The organism is Yersinia ruckeri ATCC 29473 (assembly GCF_000754815.1).
Lineage (GTDB): Bacteria > Pseudomonadota > Gammaproteobacteria > Enterobacterales > Enterobacteriaceae > Yersinia > Yersinia ruckeri.
Genome location: NZ_KN150747.1, coordinates 952284 through 968929, shown reverse-complemented (window position 1 = coordinate 968929; position 16646 = coordinate 952284). Strand labels below are relative to the sequence as shown.

The following is a 16646-nucleotide window of genomic DNA, read 5'->3' as shown; positions in this document are numbered from 1 at the left end:
AAAGAATTAGCATCCGAAGATTAGCCAAAAGAGTTTTGGCTATAGATATTAACAACAAACCTACCGCATATTCCTGGCTAAATAAAATACTTAAACTTACATAGAAACAATAGAGAATAGAGAATAGAGAATAGAGAATAATTATGGAAATAACATTATCCACCCAAGAGTTTATTCGTGATAAAATGTTAAGCAACATCGACATTAATATTATTGAGTCATTTATCCATGAACGCACAAAATTAGTTGAATTATTAAGCCAAGTATATGATGAACTATTTCAAAACAATGAATATGATTTAAATCCCCAAGACAGACGCTACATGATCGATAGCATTGCCGATGAAATTACCGGATTTGGTCCTCTCAGAGAATTAATGGAAGATGACTCAATTAGCGATATATTGGTTAATGGACCAGAAAAAATTTTCATCGAGCGAAAAGGTTTATTAGAGTTAACTAATCTGCGGTTTATAAATAATAGCCAATTAACCGATATTGCCAAACGTCTAATGCAAAATGTTAATCGTAGAATTGACGAAAGTAGACCGCTTGCCGATGCCAGAATGATTGATGGCAGCCGAATAAATGTTGCCATCCAACCTATTGCTCTTGATGGTACAGTATTATCTATTCGTAAATTTAGTAAAAATAAACGTACGTTAGAAGATCTAGTCAATATGGAGAGCCTAAGCAGCGACATGGCTAATTTTTTGATTATTGCCGCCAGTTGCAAGGTTAACATTATAATATCAGGAGGGACGGGATCGGGGAAAACGACACTTCTCAACGCTCTGTCAAAATATATTTCAGAAAATGAGCGAATTATCACTCTGGAGGACGCTGCCGAAATTAGTCTAGAGCAACCCCATGTCATCAGAATGGAAACACGTTTAGCCAGTTTAGAAAATACAGGGGAAATAACTATGCGCGATTTGGTTATTAACTCACTGCGGATGCGTCCTGACAGGATAATTATTGGTGAATGTCGAGGGGAGGAAACATTCGAAATGCTTCAAGCTATGAACACGGGTCATAATGGCTCAATGTCAACCTTACATGCGAATACACCAAGAGATGCTATTGCTCGGTTAGAAAGTATGATTCTTATGGGTAAAGTCAATATGCCAATAAGCACCGTCAGAAGGAATATAGCTTCAGCAATTAATATTATCATTCAGGTTTCCAGAATGAATGATGGTTCCAGAAAAGTACAAAATATCAGTGAAATCATGGGGATAGAGGGGGAAAATGTTATCATACAGGATATATTTACATATAAAAAATTAGACGGTCGTGATGAGAATAATCACGTAAAGGGTGATTTTATCTGCCACGGATTATTTATGCGGTCCATTGTGAGAACTCATGCTGATGTACATGGTCTTGGGGATGAGTTAAATAAAATTTTCTCAGCGGAACAAGAATGAGCATATTATTAATTGTGACTGGATTGATTGTTTTTATTTTAAGCATAAATAAATGGTTGAAAATAAAGCATTCTATTTATAATGTTAAAGAAAGAAAATTACCAATCGGCATCATTGCTAAAATCATTTCATTATTTAATAAGAACAAGACAAAATCTGAATATATTACGTATTTGAAATATATCTTCCATAAGAAAAAAATGGCGCATATTTTTCTTCCAGTCGGTTTTCTTATTGCTACTTACCAGTTAAATAACCATATATCATTAACTCACCCAACTTTTACATTTATTATTTCGATTGTGATTGTTTTGATAGTACAAATAATATTATCAACAAAGCAAAAAAATAAACACTTTAATGAAAGTTTTCCTGAAGTTCTGACGATTATGAATATGGCAGCCAGTAGCGGTGCTAATCTTAATCAAATTTTAGAACGGTGCGGAAAAGAAATTCAAGGAGAACTGGGTAACGAGTTTAACCTTATTTATCGTAGGTTAAACTTAGGTGAGGCACCTGAAATAGTATTCAATGATGCATATAGAAAATTCAATTATGCTGAGTTTCATTTTTTCACCTCCGTTATTTTGCTTAATATAAAGCAAGGTGGGCAGTTAAGTGACCTGATAAAAAAAATGCATAAAGGTATTACAGAAAGCAATAAACTTAAGCAAAGAAAAGCCATTATGACGGCTCAAATAAGAATGACAACTAATGTTGTTTCTTTAATTCCTATAGTTTTCACGGCATTCTTATATTATATCGATCCAAATTCCATTGAGACCCTATGGTCTCAAGACGTCGGGAAAGAAATAATAAGTTACATTGTAATAAGTGAGATTCTTGGGATTTTTATTATTAGAAACATGATTTCGAGGGCTGCATGATAATATTCACTTACATACTAATATTGTTATCACCATTATATATTTACTTTATTAAATTTCAAGAATCAAAAAAAATAAAAATCTATAATAAGGTTAACAATATAGATGACAATAATAGAAAGAAAATTACAACCAAAAGTAAAATAAAAGAAGATTTCTCTCACCTTATAAACTTACCGCCTGTTTTGTTAAGTAAATATAAGGCAATGTTAATCACTGCTTGTTTTTTAATTTTATCCATATGGGTTTTATCAATTAGCTTTATTAGTATTGATATTTATGAAAAATATACCCTTCATATTTTAATATTTATCGCAACGGCATCTATAATCATACCTAATTTAATAAAAAATATGCTATTAAGGAAAAAGAAAAAGTTATTGACCGAAGCAATTCCTTTATTTATTGATATGGTTGCAGCTTGTATTCAAGCAGGAATGACGATTGAAAGTGCGCTAACTCACACAGCAAAAAACTTTGAATCAATAAATAGAGATTTATCAATGTTATTTAATAAAATTATGAAAAAATCAGAAATAATAGGTTTGGAAAAATCAATAAAAGAAGTATCAATAGTTGCGCCGTCGACAGAAATAAAAATGTTTTGTAGTACATTGCAATACAGTCTCAGTTTTGGCTCTACTGTATATGAACAACTCAACACACTATCAGCCGAAATAAAGAAAATGCAACTGCTTATAGCCGAAGAAATTTTATCCAAGTTATCAACCAAGTTAACGTTACCATTGTTTTTATTTATGGTAATTCCATTCATAGTTTTAATACTTTCACCTAGTATATTAGGATTTATATATCATGCTGATAACTAAATATAAGATAATGATAGTTATATTGCTCCTTCTTAGTGGCTGCCAAAACCCAAAAAATATAACAGATAAAGATTTTCAGTATCGCGAAAGTATCTTCATCAAGGCAAAAAACCATCATGGATTGATCGATTTGTACCGTGATGTATTAAAGCAAAAGGAAGATAATAAAATAAGATTTAAACTTGCCGAGGTTTACTACCTCATTGGAAATAGTAAATCATCAATTTACTATTTGGAAAGTTTGAAGTCAGAAGATAATGATGAAGTTAATATGCTTATTGCCAAAAATTTAATCAACCTTGGTGAAAATGAAAAAGCGCTTCTCATTACAAATAGATTATTAATGAAAAAATTAAAATCTGCCGAACTGCATAACCTTCATGGCATTGCATTAGCTAATAATGGCAATTTGGCTCAAGCCAGAAAGGAGCTAGAAACTGCTCGCTCGCTATTTTTCCCAGAGCAAGCTGCATTAAATAATCTTTCCGTTGTCGCTATGCTCGATGAGCGCTATGAGGAATCAGTCAGATTATTACTTCCAGGTTATCTAGATGGCAAGGCCGATAAGACAATGTTACATAATCTTATCTTTTCACTCGTTAAAATGGGCGATATTACATATGCGCGTAAAATAATAAAGTCAGAAGGGCTCTCTGATAATATTGATGAGTTACTTATAGCACTTAGTAAAACGGATAAAATGAGTGAAGAGAATAAGTGATGGGACATATTTTCAAACGATTATGTGGCGACAGTAAAGGTTCAGCTGTCTTAGAATTGGCTCTAGGTATCATTCCAATTCTATTCCTATTGATAAGTATAGCTGAAGCATCACGATTTATTTATACTTCAAATATATTGGATTTAGCTATATCAAATGCAGCAAAAAAAGCAAAAAACACCAAAGCATCAAACCAATCGGATTATCATAATATTTTTGAAGAGAGTTTAAATCAACAAATGGGGTCTTTTGGCCATATCATCACTACTAATAATAATTTTATGTTGGAAGTAAAATTTAGCGATAGCCTATCCGATCTTATTACAGATAATTATTATTATAATGCAGACAATCATCCGATCGGTATATATCGCCTAAATTATTCATATCAACCTATTTTCATTCCCATATCCAGTTCGTGGGCCAATAGTTTGCTATCTCGTGAGGTCATCTTTGTTCAGGAATATGAACGCTCGCTATTTAAAGCTTAACCACAAAGGTTCAATCACTATTGAGTCTATTATCATCAGCATTCTGCTTATTATTTTCATTCAACTATTATTTACGTGGGTACAGTATCAAACTACACAGGGGAAATTAGATCGTACAGTCTATTCACTTACGAGCCTATTACGCGAAAGAACGCAATTTTATAATAAAAACCCGTTAGTCAATAGTGATCAAGTCGAACAATTACGATTACTAGCTGTGAATATTTTATCTAAACATGGATTTAATGATAAAGACATAATCATTTCAGTTCGTGAAATTCATTTTGAGGAGGGTTCATCCACCATGTCGGTGCAGAAGTTACAGAAGGAAAATCCAGCAGGAACCTTTATATATGCCGGATGTATTCCGACAAATGATATTAGCTCTGCGATACCATTGGCACCAAAAAGTGAAATTGGGCGCTGGCTTTCGCTATACCAAGTTATTTTATGTGTATCAACTGATCGTTGGGAAAATAATTTTATTTTTTATCCGCCAATTTTTAGGCAAATGCAATCCTCTGCCATCATGGTTGAAAGGTAACCCTGATTGACTAATGTAATAAATAATCATATAGGGAGTATTATTTATGCAAAAAAAAGAAATTTTATTACTCAATAGATTAGAAAAAAACAAACCATTGCTAAATACCATACTCATGTTTTTGGAAAATAAAAAAGGCGGGATAATCATTCCATTTTTTATTTCACTCCCGTTTTTTATCGCGATTATTATGCTATTATTTGATTTCACTCAACTAATAAATAATAAAATAAAGCTTTCTGACGCTCTAGAACAAGGTGCATTAGCATTAACGGCAGAAAATAATGCTAAAAATGACACAAGGAATAACGAATTAATCTCTGCATATATTAACTTTTATCTTGGGCATCGTCATCAATTAACACAATATAATAATATAACAGTTAATTATCAGCAAAATCCAGACCGCCTTTATCACACACAATTAAGTCAATACCATATAGATGCAAATATAGAGCAACCTACACTATTTCCTTTTACATCATTATTAATAGATCACGATAATTTTATTATTGGTGGCAGTGCAGCGGCAATAAAAGATGTTCCGGCAATGGATGTTGTCTTTGTCACTGATTTCTCTGGTTCAATGGAAGGTGATTTTCATAATCCAGATGATCCGGAAGTTTTGAGTAAATTGGATGAATTAAAAAGGATTTTTTTTAAGATTGCCGATGACATTTATACTGCTAATAAAGATAGTACTATTTCATTTTCACCGTTCTCATGGGGAACAAAATCTGCTGATAATAAGAAGTGCAGTCTTCATTTTATGCCAAAAGAGAAAAATAAAATATATCCTATCCCGTCAAATGAGATAGAAAGAAACACAGAAGCTCATCAAGAAAAATATATGATAGCGATCACTGAAAACATTGATTATTTGGCAACCATAGAGAATATAGGCACAAACAATGAAAAGATAGTTATTCCGTTAGATCATGTTCACGATGAGTTATGCTTATATTCATCAAATGCTTATCCAATATCTTTGGCTAAAGATATTGATGATCTAAATGTGATAAAAACAATGAATGAGGGAGGCTCTACACTCGTCAGTTCTGGAATAATGCAAGGAGCAGATTTATTAATGGATGGCGTTAACCATAACAAGTTAATGATCATTCTATCCGATGGTCACGATTACCCAACAACCGCAGTAGTTCATGATAAAACCATCACCTCCGCGAAGGAAGTTAGAGTTAACGTCGATATTTCCCGGCAGCTAGTGCAACACGGTATGTGCAAAAAAATAAGGGAAACCGTAGGAAGAATAGTTTTTATTGGTATTGGATATAACCCGTCTGCAAATCATTACATTAATTGGGCAGAGGATTGTGTCGATACGGAGAATTTCTATTTGGCGATGAATACCAAAGAGTTGGAAGATAGCATACGCAGTGCGCTGGTGAGTGATAAAGTCGGTACGAATACACCGGTTAACTGATGAAGGGATGACTGGCGCGGCAATTGTATTTTGTCGCGCCAGCGAGGTTATTATTGTGCGCTAACCGCTTCCATACCGACTAATCCGACTTTGAGATAACCTGATTTTCGTAGTGAATCCATTACGCTCATCAACGTCTCATAATCCACGCTCTTATCCGCCTGGAAGAAGATGGTGGTTTCTTTATTGGACTGCGTTAGTTGATCCAATGCTGTAGACAGACTTTGACGATCTACAGGCAGATCGCCAACAAACAGTTGGTGATCTGCTTTAACCGACAGAAATACCGGTTTTTCTGGCCGTGGCTGTGGCGCGGCGGAAGAGGCGGGCAAATCCACTTTGATATCCACGGTTGCCAGCGGCGCGGCCACCATGAAGATAATCAGCAACACCAGCATGACATCAATAAAAGGTGTTACGTTGATGTCATGCAGTTCGCCACTTTCATCCGGGTTTTCATTCATGTGCATCGCCATAAATCACCCCGCACGCAGTTGGTGAGGTTGGCTTGATGATTTTTCTTCGGTGCTGTTAGCCAGATCCAGATCGCGACTCAACAGCAATAATGCTTGTGCGGCCACATCACCCACATGGGCGCGGTAGGTCGCAATCAAACGAGCAAAAATGTTGTAAATAACCACCGCAGGAATCGCCGCCACCAAACCTAACGCCGTTGCCAGCAAAGCTTCAGCGATACCCGGTGCAACGACGGCCAGATTTGTCGTCTGTGAATGAGCGATCCCAATGAAACTGTTCATAATGCCCCAAACGGTACCAAACAGACCGACGAACGGTGAAATCGCACCAATAGTTGCCAAGAAACCGGTGCCTTTACCCATTTGACGGCTAACAGCAGCAACGCGGCGTTCCAGACGGAAAGAAGCGCGCTCTTTGGTGCCACTATTATCGCTAGAGCCTGCTGACAGTTGGCGCTCATTTTCAGCTTCGCGCAGCAACATGCCGCTGATACTTTCTGGTGCGAAATCATCAGCCTGTGCCAATGCATCATTCAGATTTGTCGCGGAACCGAGCACCATGTGTTCCTGATGCAAACGGCGGCGAGCACGATATAACTCCATACCTTTGGAAAATAGAATGCTCCAAGTCACAACCGAAGCCAATACCAGGCCAATCATAACCGCTTTCACCACGACATCCGCGTGCTGGTACATGCCCCAAACGGATAAATCCATGGCCAGCCCCTGCGGAACAGGTGCCGCGGTAGTCACCGGTTGAACCGCTGACGCTGGTGATGCCGCGGTCGCCACAGAGGTCAACTCTGGCTGTGGTAACGGCGTTGATATAGCAGCAGTATGCTGCGTAGATGTGGGAACTACGTTGGCAGCCACTGCGCTACTATTCCCTGGAGCCGCCTGAGCCTGACCGGATAAACCAGCAACGAATAAGAGCGCCATCATACTGCGCCAAAATGTCATTCCCCAAGCCATCCAGCTTGCGGCGAATGATTTATATTCCATACTTTTGCCCGCTATTTTCACGCTGAGCCTCCACCCAATATGCATATTAATTTAAGGACGAAATCAGTGGTCGATCATATCAAACAAATGACGAATTGATAGTAATTATCATTAGTATTTGAGCGAAATTTCTTATCTAAAAGATAATTAAGGAAAATAATGACGAAATCGCAATTTTTTACACCATCCATTGAGGAAAAACGGTGATAACACCTAAGCTAAACAAGTAACAATCATGCATGTCATTTTGTCGGCATCAAATGCACTAAATGACCGTTTTTTACTTATAAACGCTCTCTTTTATCCTATTTTACAGCATTAATTTACGCATCAACTGGTTTACACCGCAGCTCGCCCTATTTGCTCGTCATCAAGAGAAAAGCCCGCCACAACAGATGTTCATCATGCTAACTTAATTTATTAGCGATTCTCTTTATGACTGACAATTCAATCCAGACTACTACTAACCAGACAAGGTAATGGCGTCTATGTCCTCGAAAAAATTAGAAACGGCGTTGGTAAACGCAGGCAGAAGCAAAAGATTCACCCAAGGCTCGGTTAATCCTGTGATTCAGCGCGCTTCATCTCTGGTTTTTGACAGCGTCAAAGCCAAAAAATACGCCACCATTCACCGTGGTAAAAACGAATTATTCTATGGCCGTCGTGGCACATTGACCCACTTTTCCTTGCAGGAGGCCATGACTGAATTGGAAGGTGGTGCTGGCTGTGTTTTGTATCCTTGTGGTGCAGCCGCGATCAGCAACGCCATTTTGGCCTTTATCTCCGCAGGCGACCATGTGCTGATGACTGGCTCAGCTTACGAGCCAGCCCAAAGTTTGTGCGATAAAATCCTGACGCGGATGCAGGTTAGCACCACTTATTTTGATCCTTTGATTGGCTGCGCCATTACTGATCTATTGCAACCCAATACCAAAGTCGTATTTTTGGAATCACCCGGTTCAGTGACGATGGAAGTGCAGGATATCCCGGCTATTGTACGAGCTATTCGTACCGTAGCGCCTGAAGTCATTATTATGATGGATAATACCTGGGCTGCGGGCGTACTGTTTAAGGCACTTGATTTCGACATCGATATTTCTATTCAATCGGGTACGAAATACATCATTGGCCATTCTGATGCCATGCTCGGTATCGCCGTAGCCAATGCCCGCTGCTGGGAGCAATTACGTGAAGATTCGTATCTAATGGGGCAAATGGTGGATGCCGATACGGCTTATCTGGCCAGTCGTGGTTTGCGTACTTTGGCCGTTCGCCTAAAGCAGCATGCAGCCAATGGTATCGAAGTGGCCAACTGGTTGGTTCAGCGCCCGGAAGTGGCTTGTGTGTACCACCCAGCGCTGCCGGACTGTAAAGGTCATGAGTTTTATAAGCGCGATTTCTCTGGCTGTAATGGGTTGTTTTCTTTTGAGTTAAAACAGCGTCTGACCCAGCAACAATTGGAAGTTTTTCTGGATCATTTCCAACACTTCAGTATGGCGTTTTCCTGGGGCGGTTTTGAGTCACTTATTTTGGCTTATCAACCAGAAGATATTAAATCAATGCGTAAATATGAAACGACCTTACTACAAGGTACGCTGGTGCGCCTTCATGTGGGTCTGGAAAATACACAGGACTTGATCGAAGATTTGGCCGCAGGTTTCTCTCGTATCGCCGAAAACCAGTAACATGGCATAAAGCGGCGAAGATGGCAGGCAACTCCTTGTCATTTTCACCGGCTATCTTCTATAAACCATCAACAAAGTGAATATACCCTGCTAATTTTTGGTTATTGAGGATAAGATCAATGTGGCTCAGGCTGGTTCCAGATACACTGCGAGAGATTTAACGAGCCATCCCCCCCAACAGACAGGCAAACAGGAAGAGAAATGGATGTGTTACGCGAAATCCTTCATGCCTTATGGCAGCAGGATTTTGGTAAACTTGCTGATCCCAACATAATTTGGGTTATCTACGGCATACTTTTTACCACTTTATTTTTAGAAAACGGCCTGCTACCCGCCTCTTTCCTCCCCGGCGATAGCTTACTACTTTTGGCTGGCGCATTGATTGCCAAAGGCGTCATGGCCTTTATTCCCACGCTGATTATTCTCACCGTTGCCGCCAGTCTAGGCTGCTGGCTGAGTTATATTCAGGGGCGATGGCTGGGTGATACCAAAGTGGTGAAAGGCTGGCTGTTACACTTACCGATACACTATCACCAGCGGGCGCATCAACTCTTTGTCCGCCACGGTTTGGCTGCGTTATTGATCGGTCGTTTTCTGGCTTTCATCCGTACGCTGCTACCTACGCTAGCCGGGATCTCTGGTCTGAATAGCGCTCGTTTTCAGCTATTCAACTGGATAAGTGGCATGTTGTGGGTGGGTGCCGTCGTCGGGTTGGGTTTTGCTCTCAGCCAAATCCCGCTGGTTAAACACTATGAAAATCAGGTTATGACCGCACTGATGATTCTACCGATGGTATTGCTGTTCGCTGGATTAACAGGCTCATTGATTGTGGTGTGGTGTAAACGTAAAAGTATCGCCGAATAATACGACCAGACGCACCGATCATGTCGCATTCGCGCGGAGATCGGTGTATTGGTCATACTGGGTTGCTACGTAATTTAGCCACTTCATCACCAGGCGTATGCCCAAAATAGCGTTTAAACTCCCGACTAAACTGCGAAGCACTCTCATAACCCACCCGAATCGCCGCCGTGCTGGCTTTCAGGCCATCATGCACCATCAAAACTCTAGCCCGGTGCAGACGGTAGGATTTCAAATACTGTAGTGGCGAAGTATTCGTCACCGCCTTAAAATTATGGTGGAATGCCGAAATACTCATGTTCACTTCCGCCGCCAATTGTTCCACATTCAAATTTTCGGCAAACTGATTTTCAATGCGTCGCAATGCCCTGGCAATTTGATTAAAATGACCGTGCCGGTTAACCAACTCCTGTAACGGCGCACCACAAGGGCCAGATAACACATAAAATAGAATCTCCCGTACAATTTGCGGCCCCAATACGCGAGCAGCCAGTGGGTTCTCCATCACATCCAGCAACCTTTCCGTTGCACACAACATCTCTTCCGTTAGCAAAGCCGCGTTTACCCCATTGGTGTTACCTCGGGGTTTATCCAGCTCGTCGTCACCGATATCCACCAGTAAATCCTGTAGCATTTGGCTATCAACATGTATCGACAAGCCGGCTAACGGTTTCTCTGGGCTGGCGAAAGTTTCACACTCAAAAGGCAATGGAACCGTCAGTAGCAGGTAGTTTTTCGGATCATATTGAAAAATTTTACTCCCCAGATAACCGACTTTTTTACCCTGAAAAATAATCACGATGCTGGGGGTATACATCACGGGTGTTCGCGGATGATGCACATCAGAAAACAGAATGTTCACCCGGGGAACCGCCGAGGGTGTTAACCCGTTGCCAGGTGCCAATCGGGCGACCTGCTCGGCCATTAGCTGTTGAATATCGTCGATGGCGGCCATATCACTCTCATCTATCAGAAAAAATAAACCAGCATTGATTTTGCTTTATTTCTCTTATTTTCTACAGTGGTTTGGAGAAATAGGCAATAAGCAGGCAGAAATGTGCATTGAGCTATACGCTTAATTTACCCACAATAGTCTCCAAAGAATGCAGCCGAGACATATTATTCCCAAGCCTTCGTAGGTATCACTTCCGCGACTCAATTTATCGCTGAAGGTTTAAGGTTTATATGGTTCATCAGCTCGTTAAACAACCACTCGAGGATCATCAAATCATGCAAAATTTCACCCTTCATACCCCAACCAAAGTCGTGTTCGGTGCCGGTCAAATTGCAGAATTGGCTAACCAGATTCCAGCCGATGCCCGTGTGTTGATTACCTACGGTGGCGGCAGCGTGAAAAAAAACGGTGTGATGGATCAAGTCCATCAGGCATTGAAAAATCATCAATTTGAAGAGTTTGGCGGTATTGAGCCTAACCCTTCCTATGAAACCTTGATGAAAGCTGTGGAGATGATTCGCGCCAGCCATTTCGATTTCCTATTGGCCGTGGGTGGCGGTTCAGTGCTGGACGGCACCAAATTTATCGCCGCCGCCGTCAATTATCCTGAAGATCCGTGGCAGATTCTGGAAACCACAGGTAGTAAGATCACTCAGGCTATCCCTATGGGTTCAGTGTTGACGCTACCAGCCACCGGTTCCGAAACCAATAATGGTGCCGTTGTCAGCCGCCGTAGTACAGGTGATAAACGTCATTTCTTCTCACCGTTCGTACAACCGTTATTTGCCATTCTGGATCCGGTTGTTACCTATACGCTACCTCAGCGTCAGGTTGCCAATGGCGTGGTGGATGCTTTTGTACATACCATTGAGCAATATCTGACTTATCCGGTGAATGCCAAAGTACAAGATCGTTTTGCCGAAGGCTTGCTGCTGACGCTCATCGAAGAAGGCCCAAAAGCGCTAGAAAATCCGGAAGATTACGATGTGCGCGCCAATATTATGTGGAGTGCGACTATGGCGTTGAACGGCCTGATTGGTGCGGGCGTACCGCAGGACTGGGCAACCCATATGTTGGGTCACGAACTGACCGCTCTGCACGGTCTGGATCATGCACAAACTTTGGCGATCGTCTTACCCTCATTGCTGGAAGCCAAAAAAGAGCAGAAACGAGCCAAACTGCTGCAATATGCGGAACGAGTCTGGAATCTGCACGCAGGTAGCGAAGATCAACGCATCGACGCAGCTATTGCTGCTACCCGTGATTTCTTCGAACGTATGGGCGTGCCAACTCACCTTTCCGATTACGGCCTAGACGGCAGCACCATCCCAAGCTTAATCAATAAGCTGGACGAACACGGCTACCATCATTTAGGGGAACACGGCGACATTACGCTGGAAGAGAGCAAACGCATCTATGAAGCAGCGATCTGACCTGATATTTAAGTAAATAACAAAGGGTAAGCGTAATTTCTTACCCTTTTCTCATCATAGTACCGATGTGAATAATATCGTTTTAACCACTATTTAAGCTATTTACTGCTAGACTTAAGGTCATCACTACAGATTTTTACCCAACTGCGATCCCGACTCAGGGATAACACCATCCTCTTTTCTGGCGCTGCCATTCACTCTTGGTCTGATCGCATCTCGTTTATTGATGGGAGAACAAATGTCGCACCAATCAGTTGAACAATTTCTGCCAAAATATCGTGGTCTGGGTCAACCTCATTGCCAGGGAGCCTGGCATCACCCTTCAGACTCGCCGGAAAAAACACTTATATTTTTCGTTATATATGCACTATTTATGAATAAAAATAGTTACCTTGATAATCAATAAACAGATTGTCAGCTACACTGAATACAAAGAGCAACGCTCGAAGGGTGAGTGTTGCTCTCGAGCCAAGTCAGGGGAATATGTATGAAAAATCAGCCTATTATCAAATTATATGATGGCAATCTTATGCCTCAATTAGGTCTTGGTGTATGGAAAGCAAGTCATGAGGAAGCACAATTAGCGGTAACGAAAGCACTGGAAATAGGTTACTGCTCAATCGATACTGCGGCCATCTATAAGAATGAAGAAGGTGTAGGCAAAGCGCTGAGATCGGCCACCGTGCCGCGGAAGGATTTGTTTGTTACCACCAAATTGTGGAATGAAGACCAGTCGCATCCTCAGCAGGCGCTGGAAGCCAGTCTGAAGAAACTTCAACTGGATTATATCGATTTATATTTGATTCACTGGCCAGATCCAAAACAGGATCGTTATGTGGATGCCTGGCGGAAACTGATCACACTGAAAGAGCAGGGTCTGATCCGCAGCATCGGCGTATGTAATTTCCACATTCCTCATCTACAGCGTCTATTGGATGAAACCGGTGTCGCACCGACAATTAACCAGATTGAGCTACACCCGTTGTTACAGCAACGCCAGCTTCATGCCTGGAATGCCACACACCATATTGCAACGGAATCCTGGAGCCCACTGGCGCAGGGCGGGGAAGGTGTTTTCGATCAACCACTTATCCACCAACTAGCACAAAAATACGATAAAACACCGGCGCAAATTGTTATTCGCTGGCATCTGGATAATGGCCTGATTGTTATTCCTAAATCCGTCACACCAAACAGAATTAGAGAAAATTTTGAGGTGTTTGATTTTAAACTGGAAAAAGACGAACTCAGTGATATTGCCAAGCTGGATATAGGCCATCGCCTGGGGCCAGATCCGGATAGTTTTTAGCTGATGCTGCTTTGAGTTTTATTGAAATCTATGATTGAAAAACAAAGAATTGGGCGATCCCGCACCGCTGGCTCATCCATCACCTCAGTGATGGATGGTCATCCTCAACATGGACAGGTGGTCTTGTGTGAGCACAGATCCCACAGGCTACCCGCTAGACTTAGTGCCCCTTCTGCTTACTCCGAGTGGAATTTGTAGCCCTGGTCGCCGAACGAGACTCTGCCACTGATGATTTTGTCTGATCAGCCTTACGCGGGCTGGCAGGTTGGCGCTGGCGAGTTATCGCCGTATGTTTAGTCAAGGCCGGCGTATGATGCCGCGAAGCACGCCGCGCCTCGCGCTGCTCTTCCAACGTAGGCGCTGGCACCAGACACTCTCTCCGGCTACCAATCAAGTGCGACATTCCCATCTCATTCAGCGCAGTTCGGATCATCAGCCAGTTAGCCGGATCGTGATAACGCAGTAAAGCTTTATGCAAACGACGTTGCCGATCACCTTTCGGCACCACCACGTCCTCACTTTTATAGTCCACTTTCGCCAACGGATTTTTACCGCTGTAATACATGGTAGTGGAGTTCGCCAATGGCGACGGATAGAAGTTCTGCACCTGATCCAGGCGGAAACGGTTCTTTTTCAGCCACAATGCCAGATTAACCATATCCTCATCACGGGTTCCTGGATGAGCAGAGATAAAGTACGGAATCAGATACTGCTCTTTTCCCGCCTGCTTAGAATAGGTATCAAACAGCTCTTTAAAGCGCTGATAGCTGCCCATACCCGGTTTTAGCATCTTAGAAAGTGGCCCTTCTTCGGTATGTTCCGGTGCAATTTTCAGATAGCCGCCAACATGATGAGTCGCTAGCTCTTTGATATAACGCGGATCTTCCACCGCCAAATCGTAGCGAACGCCAGATGCAATCAGGATTTTCTTTACCCCTTTAAGATCTCGTGCTCGGCGATATAACGCAATGGTTGGCTGGTGATTAGTATCCATATGGGTACAAATTTCAGGATAGACGCAAGATGCGCGGCGACAGGTTTGCTCAGCGCGTGGCGACTGGCAACGCAGCATGTACATATTGGCTGTTGGCCCACCAAGATCGGAGATAATACCGGTAAATCCTGGAACTTTATCGCGAATTTCTTCAATTTCACGGATTATGGAATCTTCTGACCGACTTTGGATAATCCGCCCTTCATGCTCGGTAATCGAACAAAAGGAACAGCCACCATAGCAACCACGCATGATATTGATTGAGAAACGGATCATATCGTAAGCCGGAATTTTCGCCTCACCATACGCAGGATGGGGAATGCGTTGATAAGGCAAAGCGAATACGCTGTCCATTTCCTCTGTGCTGAGCGGAATGGCCGGAGGGTTAATCCAGATATAGCGATCGCCATGCTTTTGCATCAAGGCGCGTGCACAGCCGGGATTGGTTTCATGATGCAGAATGCGCGAAGTGTGCGCATATAACACTTTATCTGCCTTCACTTTTTCATAGGAAGGTAACAAGACGTAGGTTTTCTCCCACGGTTTCGGCTTTGCCGCTCGTACCGTAATCGGCTTGGCTTCGGTACTTTCACCCTGATTATCCGGCGCGCAGGCCAAATCGTCGCCATAAGGGTTCGGAATCGGTTCAATGCGTCCCGGTTTATCTAAACGGGTAGAATCGACACCACTCCAGCCGGGCAATGCGCTTTTACGAATCACCACGGTATTACGCACGTCCTGAATGTCGGCGATCTTTTCCCCTGCCGCCAATCGGTGTGCCACTTCAACCAATGGCCGTTCGCCGTTGCCATACACCAACATATCGGCCTTGGCATCAATAATCACCGAACGTCTTACGGTGTCAGACCAATAATCATAATGCGCAATACGCCGTAAACTGGCCTCAATGCCACCCAGCAGCACTGGCACATGTTTATAGGCTTCTTTACAGCGCTGGCTATAAACTAAAGTGGCGCGATCAGGCCGCTTACCGCTTTTATTATCCGGCGTATAAGCATCATCGTGACGTAATTTACGATCGGCCGTGTAGCGGTTGATCATTGAATCCATATTGCCTGCGGTCACGCCGAAAAACAGATTTGGCTCGCCTAAACGCATAAAATCGTCTTTATTGGTCCAATCTGGTTGAGCAATGATTCCTACCCGAAATCCCTGCGCTTCCAGCATTCTCCCCACGATCGCCATGCCAAAACTGGGATGGTCAACATAAGCATCACCGGTGACAACGATAATATCGCAACTGTCCCAGCCCAATTGATCCATTTCCGCTCTGGACATCGGTAAAAAAGGCGCAGTGCCATAACACTCGGCCCAATAAGGCGTATAGGAAAACAGATCGCGTTCGGGCTGAATCAGACTGGTACTCATGGCAATACTCTTTATCAGGAAATGGAGAGAGGATGCGGGTCAGAAATTGTCACCGGGCGGCGATTATACGCATTTATCCATATAAAGAGGAAGGAGACTTTATCCTTCTCGGCAATACTGATACCGGTACGAGAAAATGCCGGATAGATAATAAATTGATTATAAGAGGATTAAATACAGGTTCGACGAAGGCCG

15 protein-coding genes are annotated in these 16646 nt (G+C 42.2%); 11 read left to right on the top strand and 4 right to left on the bottom strand.

The features are described 5' to 3' along the window. Positions 1 to 143: 143 nt before the first annotated feature. Genes DJ39_RS04290 through DJ39_RS17110 form a run of 7 tightly spaced genes read left to right on the top strand, consistent with a single transcriptional unit; the run spans position 144 to position 6347 of the window. Positions 144 to 1430 (top strand): TadA family conjugal transfer-associated ATPase, encoded by a 1287-nt coding sequence (locus DJ39_RS04290; RefSeq protein WP_004720979.1) that lies wholly within the window; start codon positions 144 to 146, stop codon positions 1428 to 1430. After that, complete coding sequence (locus DJ39_RS17845) at positions 1427 to 2317, top strand: type II secretion system F family protein (RefSeq protein WP_038251162.1); 891 nt, start codon at positions 1427 to 1429, stop codon at positions 2315 to 2317. Before DJ39_RS04290 ends, DJ39_RS17845 begins: the two co-directional genes overlap by 4 nt. Then, positions 2314 to 3147, top strand: coding sequence for a type II secretion system F family protein (locus DJ39_RS04280; protein WP_038251160.1), 834 nt, complete (start codon positions 2314 to 2316; stop codon positions 3145 to 3147). The genes DJ39_RS17845 and DJ39_RS04280 overlap by 4 nt, the downstream gene beginning before the upstream one ends. Next, on the top strand, positions 3134 to 3868 hold the full coding sequence (locus DJ39_RS04275; RefSeq protein ID WP_038251159.1) for a tetratricopeptide repeat protein: 735 nt from the start codon (positions 3134 to 3136) through the stop codon (positions 3866 to 3868). Before DJ39_RS04280 ends, DJ39_RS04275 begins: the two co-directional genes overlap by 14 nt. Next, positions 3868 to 4359 carry a TadE family protein gene (locus DJ39_RS04270; RefSeq protein WP_038244878.1) on the top strand — a complete coding sequence of 164 codons (492 nt, stop codon included), beginning with the start codon at positions 3868 to 3870 and terminating at the stop codon, positions 4357 to 4359. The genes DJ39_RS04275 and DJ39_RS04270 overlap by 1 nt, the downstream gene beginning before the upstream one ends. Beyond that, positions 4334 to 4903 (top strand): tight adherence pilus pseudopilin TadF, encoded by a 570-nt coding sequence (gene tadF, locus DJ39_RS04265; RefSeq protein ID WP_038244882.1) that lies wholly within the window; start codon positions 4334 to 4336, stop codon positions 4901 to 4903. Before DJ39_RS04270 ends, tadF begins: the two co-directional genes overlap by 26 nt. A 46-nt stretch (positions 4904 to 4949) precedes the next feature. Beyond that, entirely contained in the window at positions 4950 to 6347 is a 1398-nt protein-coding gene (locus tag DJ39_RS17110) for a TadE/TadG family type IV pilus assembly protein (RefSeq protein ID WP_004720994.1), read from the top strand. Positions 6348 to 6397: 50 nt separating this feature from the next. Here DJ39_RS17110 and exbD read toward each other — a convergent pair whose 3' ends face one another. Together exbD and exbB are read right to left on the bottom strand one after the other, a co-directional pair. Further along, positions 6398 to 6823 carry a TonB system transport protein ExbD gene (gene exbD, locus DJ39_RS04255; RefSeq protein ID WP_004720996.1) on the bottom strand — a complete coding sequence of 142 codons (426 nt, stop codon included), beginning with the start codon at positions 6821 to 6823 and terminating at the stop codon, positions 6398 to 6400. 3 nt (positions 6824 to 6826) lie between these two features. After that, a complete protein-coding gene (gene exbB / locus DJ39_RS04250) occupies positions 6827 to 7846 on the bottom strand; it encodes a tonB-system energizer ExbB (RefSeq protein WP_004720999.1) in 1020 nt (339 codons plus the stop codon). Positions 7847 to 8313: 467 nt separating this feature from the next. Between exbB and metC the strand changes: the two genes are divergently transcribed. Further along, entirely contained in the window at positions 8314 to 9510 is a 1197-nt protein-coding gene (gene metC, locus DJ39_RS04245) for a cystathionine beta-lyase (protein WP_004721000.1), read from the top strand. A 201-nt stretch (positions 9511 to 9711) separates the two neighbouring features. Beyond that, a complete protein-coding gene (locus tag DJ39_RS04240) occupies positions 9712 to 10374 on the top strand; it encodes a DedA family protein (protein ID WP_004721003.1) in 663 nt (220 codons plus the stop codon). A gap of 52 nt (positions 10375 to 10426) precedes the next feature. On the opposite strand, the gene DJ39_RS04235 is transcribed toward DJ39_RS04240, so the two are convergent. Then, entirely contained in the window at positions 10427 to 11326 is a 900-nt protein-coding gene (locus tag DJ39_RS04235; RefSeq protein WP_004721005.1) for an AraC family transcriptional regulator, read from the bottom strand. A 275-nt stretch (positions 11327 to 11601) separates the two neighbouring features. On the opposite strand from DJ39_RS04235, the gene yqhD reads away from it, so the two are divergent. Continuing rightward, positions 11602 to 12759, top strand: coding sequence for an alcohol dehydrogenase (gene yqhD, locus DJ39_RS04230; protein ID WP_004721007.1), 1158 nt, complete (start codon positions 11602 to 11604; stop codon positions 12757 to 12759). 487 nt (positions 12760 to 13246) lie between these two features. Next, complete coding sequence (gene dkgA / locus DJ39_RS04225) at positions 13247 to 14068, top strand: 2,5-didehydrogluconate reductase DkgA (protein ID WP_004721010.1); 822 nt, start codon at positions 13247 to 13249, stop codon at positions 14066 to 14068. A 160-nt stretch (positions 14069 to 14228) separates the two neighbouring features. On the opposite strand, the gene DJ39_RS04220 is transcribed toward dkgA, so the two are convergent. Continuing rightward, positions 14229 to 16451, bottom strand: a complete 2223-nt coding sequence (locus tag DJ39_RS04220) for a YgiQ family radical SAM protein (RefSeq protein WP_004721012.1) — start codon at positions 16449 to 16451, stop codon at positions 14229 to 14231. Positions 16452 to 16646: the final 195 nt, after the last annotated feature.